The organism is Pseudoalteromonas sp. ESRF-bin5 (assembly GCF_002632075.1).
GTDB lineage: Bacteria > Pseudomonadota > Gammaproteobacteria > Enterobacterales > Alteromonadaceae > Pseudoalteromonas > Pseudoalteromonas marina.
Genome location: NZ_NTLW01000125.1, coordinates 1 through 5,024, shown reverse-complemented (window position 1 = coordinate 5,024; position 5,024 = coordinate 1). Strand labels below are relative to the sequence as shown.

The window sequence follows — 5,024 nt, the reverse complement described above, 5'->3', positions numbered from 1 at the left end:
TAATGGACGACCTGAATATTTTCCAAATGGCATTTTAGTGTTTATGGCAATTTTTAATTGTTCCGGATCCATAGGTTTGCTTTTTGGTGTATCAATGGGGTTAGTGTAAGGTATTTTAGAGTAATAAAATAGGCTGTGACGGGCAAGAAACAGCCTATTGAGTGAGGGAGTAGGCCCTCTGATTTAAGAATTTTTGTTGGTGTAAAAAGCCCGACACAACTTTTGTTAGCTGGAGTCTAACTAGGTTGTATTTAACATGGGTTATATTTAACCAACGAAGACAGTTTACCTGTTTTTTGCAGACGTGGTGCATGCACTTGTAAAGGAATGTAAATACAATTGCTTTTTATTTATTTACTAATGAAAAAGAATTATTTTTGTGCCTTTACACATAGTAAATACTATTTTTCACCAAACAATTCTTGTTTTACATGTTCAGCAAAACCACTACCGGCTTCTAAGTAAAAGTTATACGTTGAGTGTACCCCCATACTTTCAAGCTCTTTTTGTTGATCTGGGTAGTTTGCAATTGCAGTAACTTGCCCTGTGTAACCTGACGCTTGAAGCTGCTCTAATGCAAAAATGTTCTGCATGTGTTTTGGCATTGCTAACATGACCATTTCAACGTGAGAGTGGTTTACACGTTGCCAAAAATCAGGGTCGGTAGCGTCGGCAATCAGTACTTTACGGCCTCTACTTATATGTTTATCGACAACTTCGGGTTTTATATCTATACCCGCTACTAAATTGGGGTGAGTCATATTGATAGTTTCATAAGCACCGGTGCCAATACGACCCATACCAAAAATAACAATTTTTGTATCATTAAGGTTTACTGGTAATTCTTCGGCTAGACGTGTTTTGCTTTCAAACTTTACTAACCAACTTTCTACTTTTACATATAATTCATTAGAGCGTTTGTTAAGGGGTGAGGCAATAACAAAGGTAATAGATACCGCAATAGCCATAACGGCTAACCATTCAGGGGTAATAATACCTGTTGAAGCTGCAACAGCACATACAATCAAGCCAAATTCACTGTAGTTAGATAAGGTAAATGCGGTAAGTAGCGAGGTACGTGCACGTAATTTAAACGCGTTAGTAAACACATAATAAAGAATAACTTTAGCAGGGAGTACAAAAATAAGCACAATGGCAATGATGAGCGAATCAACTGTTAGTTCAGCATTTAAACCAATGCTTAAGAAAAAACCGACAAGTAAAATATCTTTTAAGTTGAGTAAGGATTTTGATAGCTCGCCCGCTTTTTTATGTGGGGCAAACATCATGCCTATGATCAGCGCACCCAAATCACCTTTAAGGCCTGCAAATTCAAATGCGTTATAACCAGCAACAAGCGCAAAAAAGAAACCAAATAAAGGAAGCAGTTCACCATGTTTAGAACGGTTGAGCATAAAATACATAATAGGGCGTATTAAAGGCAAGGCAATAACAATAGCCAGCGCCCAAATGTTGGGTACTTTTCCTGTACTAATAGCTAAAAATATAACCGCAAAAATATCTTGCATTACAAGTATACCAATAGCGATTTTACCGTGTAGGCTGGCCATTTCACCGCGCTCTTCTAATACTTTTACCGCAAATACAGTGCTTGAAAAGCTAAGAGCAAAGCCGACCAACAAGGCACTTTGCCAGCTTAAGTCAACAAAAAGGGGCAGGGCAAACACACCTAATAGCAACATGAAACCGCTAAAAATAGCGCTACTAAATATAATATGAAGGGAAGCAGGTGCCCACACTTGAGGTTTTATTAAGCTTTTTACTTTAAGTTTTAAGCCAATACTGAACAGTAATAAAGTAACGCCCAATGCGGCAATTGTATCAAGTAATTCTGTACTTTTATAACCTGCTAGATTCAGCGCAAAGCCCGCCAGCAAAAAGCCAATAAGAGGGGGAAGTTTTAATTGATAAATGGCAAAACCACACACAAATGCGGTAGCAAAGTAGATTAGTTCCATAATACTTAAAATTACATCATTTGGTACTGCAGTGTAGCTAAAAACAGCGATTAATGAAAATTAAATATACCACTTGAGCTTTGTTTATTTAGTCGCTTTTAACACGTTGTTTGGATAATATACGCACAAATCATGCATATTTAACCGTTAAAAGCATTTAAATCCTACTTTTAAACTGACAACGGCTTTTAATTATGGTTAAGATGAGGTAACGAAGACGTTTAAGTTAGGGCATATTTAAGAGCGGCTCAGCTTAAGGAGAATTATATGTTTAAAAAAATTTTAGCATCAGTTGGTATTGGTGCAGCAAAAGTTGACACTATTTTAGAGACTGAACATCTGCAACCAGGACAACTTTTTAACGCTAATATTGTCATTACAGCAGGTGACGTTAGCCAAGAAATTGCAGGCTTAGATTTATTACTAATGACCCGTGTTAAAGTGGCTGGTGATGAAGGTGATTATTTTACTAATCATGTAATTGATCAATGGCGAATTACCGATATAGGTAAGTTGGAACCCGGTGACGTAAAAAGCATACCTTTTGAAGCGCGTTTGCATTCAGAAACACCGATCACTGAAATTAACGCGGGTTACAACCAGTCCCATGTTTGGTTAGAAACTGGACTAGATATTGATTTAGCACTAGATCCAACAGACAAAGACCATCTTCATATTTACCCAAATGAAGCAGTTAAAACGTGTATGCAGGCAATGGATAAATTAGGTTTTAGTTTATCTAAAGCCGATGTTGAAAAAGGTTTTTTACGTGCCTCTACGTTTGCTTCTGTTTCAGGGTGTTACCAAGAGCTTGAATATAAACCTAACAGCAGAAGTTTATTTGGAATTCAAGAAATCGAGTTGTCATTTGTACCAGAAGCCCACAAAACTCACGTTTTAATTGAGCTTGACCGTGCATTTAGAGGCGATGGGTATATTGATGTAACCATTGAACATGACCATGTAAACTTGTCTCAGTTATGTGATCAGTTAGAGCGTTTATTCGCTTAATACTTTTTATACTGTACAGCGATGAATGTAATTTTATTTTCATTTCGTACTATAGCGATACTAAACCCAGCTTCAGCTGGGTTTTTGCTTAAGGATTACCATGCATTTTAACTGTGAACCATTTGATAAACTGACCCCTCATACCTTGTTTTCAATTATGAAAGGGCGCGTAGACGTATTTGTTGTAGAGCAAAAATGCCCTTACCCTGAGTTGGATGATGTTGATACTTCTGAAACTACTCAACATATTTATACGTTAGATAATATGCAGTTAATGAGCTACGCCCGCTGTTATGAAAAAAACGGACAGTACAGCGCAATTGGGCGTGTTTTAGTGAGTGAGCATCACAGAGGAAAGGGGATCGCTAGTAAATTGGTTGAGCAGGCAATAGCATGTTGTAAAACGCATTGGCCTGAACGGGACATAGTTATTGGTGCGCAAACCTATTTGTTGGACTTTTATGAGTCATTTGGTTTTAAGTGCACAGGGGATGCATATTTAGAGGACGGTATACCGCATCAAGATATGATACTAAAAATTAACTAGGCTAGTTAAATTTATACTCATATAAAAGCCCACAAGTGTGGGCTTTTATATGAGTTGTTAGCTTAATAACGAGTGGACAAACACAGCACCTATTGCGATAGGGCACACAAACTTAGTATACCAAGGCCATATTTTCCAAAATAGCGTAGTTTGTACCTCGGGATTGCCCTGTTGAATGGCTTGTAGTAATGAATTTCTATACCAAATCCAGCCTACAAAAATACAGCACATTAAGCCAAGTAATGGTTGCGCAACCTTAGTGGTAAGTGTGATCACTAAACCAAATAATGCGCCTAGGTTACACACAATCGTAATGCTAACAACTGCTATCAAGGCGCCAATGACCCACGTTGCTTGAATGCGCTTCAAGGCAAAGCGTTCTACGGCATAGGAAACAGGTGCTTCAAGCATTGATATTGACGAAGTGAGCGCAGCTATACTCATTAGGGCAAAAAATGCAAAGCCAACAAATAAACCTACACTGCCCATACCATCAAATAAAGCGGGTAATACCTGAAATACTAAAGTATCTTCTGAGAGCAATTTTCCGCTGGCAGAAAATATCTCAACACCTTGTGCTTGAGCTACATACATAGCAGGAATAATAAGTAAACCAGCAACAAAGGCAATAAACACATCAATTAACGTTACGTATGCACCGAGAGAGACTAGGTTTTCTTTTTTACTAATATACGAGCCGTATATAATCATAACGCTTGTGCCAAGCGATAATGAGAAAAACGCTTGACCTAATGCGCTAACAATCAACTGGGTGTCAAAAATAGACGAAAAGTCAGGTAACAAGTAGGCTTTTAACCCTTCCATTGCACCTTCTTGAGTCAGTACATAAGCAATTAATAAAAATAAAATACCCAATAAAGCGGGCATCAAGCGCTTTGACCATTTTTCGATACCGTTTTCAACACCACGGCTAATGATTGCTATTGTTAAAACAATAAAAACAAGGGTAAAAATAACGTTGCGAGTAAGTGATTGCTCGCTTAGCCAGGTTGATGCTGCGTCAGCTCCGGCCAAGGCGGCGATAGGTTGGGCTGTTGCACTGAGCATCCAGCCTGCAACAATAGCATAAAAACTAAGTATAAAGCCGGCGCATAAAATACCCCCAAAGCCGACAATAAATGCAAAGTGCTTTTGCCAAGGTTTGTTAGATACTTTAGTTAAAGAAACGACGGCGTTAGCTTGCCCGTGCCGACCAATCATGAGTTCGGCCATTAGCGCAGGATAAGCTAAAAAGAAAGCCAACACTAAATAGGCAACTAAAAATGCGGCACCACCATTACTGGCTGTTTGTGTGGGAAAGCCCCATATGTTGCCCAAACCTACGGCAGAGCCGGCGGCGGCCATAATAAATCCAAAGCGAGAACTAAACTCGCCTCTAACTGCGCTCATATTATTATACTTCTCTGTTTTTTAACGGCGCTGACAATCTACTGGAAATGTAAAAAAATAAAAAGTGCTTATTTGCT

The 5,024-nt window shown here is 38.6% G+C and carries 5 protein-coding genes; 2 read left to right on the top strand and 3 right to left on the bottom strand.

The genetic code is table 11. The annotated features are described in order from the left end of the window. Both BCG07_RS06565 and BCG07_RS06560 read right to left on the bottom strand, forming a co-directional pair. The coding region (locus BCG07_RS06565; protein ID WP_286889385.1) for a putative quorum-sensing-regulated virulence factor at positions 1-72 on the bottom strand (72 nt) is incomplete at its 3' end. 329 nt (positions 73-401) lie between these two features. Beyond that, on the bottom strand, positions 402-1,979 hold the full coding sequence (locus BCG07_RS06560) for a cation:proton antiporter domain-containing protein (protein ID WP_243531238.1): 1,578 nt from the start codon (positions 1,977-1,979) through the stop codon (positions 402-404). A 267-nt stretch (positions 1,980-2,246) separates the two neighbouring features. Here BCG07_RS06560 and BCG07_RS06555 point away from each other — a divergent pair, with 267 nt between their 5' ends. Further along, on the top strand, positions 2,247-2,990 hold the full coding sequence (locus BCG07_RS06555) for a sporulation protein (RefSeq protein WP_006793918.1): 744 nt from the start codon (positions 2,247-2,249) through the stop codon (positions 2,988-2,990). A 100-nt stretch (positions 2,991-3,090) separates the two neighbouring features. Beyond that, positions 3,091-3,537: a GNAT family N-acetyltransferase gene (locus BCG07_RS06550; protein ID WP_243531235.1), complete on the top strand. Its 447-nt coding sequence runs from the start codon at positions 3,091-3,093 to the stop codon at positions 3,535-3,537. A gap of 57 nt (positions 3,538-3,594) precedes the next feature. Here BCG07_RS06550 and BCG07_RS06545 read toward each other — a convergent pair whose 3' ends face one another. Beyond that, positions 3,595-4,947, bottom strand: coding sequence for a sodium-dependent transporter (locus BCG07_RS06545; RefSeq protein ID WP_010557215.1), 1,353 nt, complete (start codon positions 4,945-4,947; stop codon positions 3,595-3,597). Positions 4,948-5,024: the final 77 nt, after the last annotated feature.

Coding starts and splice junctions, on each gene's coding strand:
- BCG07_RS06545 (WP_010557215.1), bottom strand. CDS start 4,947: ATGAGCGCAGTTAGAGGCGAGTTTAGTTCTCGCTTTGGATTTATTATG.
- BCG07_RS06550 (WP_243531235.1), top strand. CDS start 3,091: ATGCATTTTAACTGTGAACCATTTGATAAACTGACCCCTCATACCTTG.
- BCG07_RS06560 (WP_243531238.1), bottom strand. CDS start 1,979: ATGGAACTAATCTACTTTGCTACCGCATTTGTGTGTGGTTTTGCCATT.
- BCG07_RS06555 (WP_006793918.1), top strand. CDS start 2,247: ATGTTTAAAAAAATTTTAGCATCAGTTGGTATTGGTGCAGCAAAAGTT.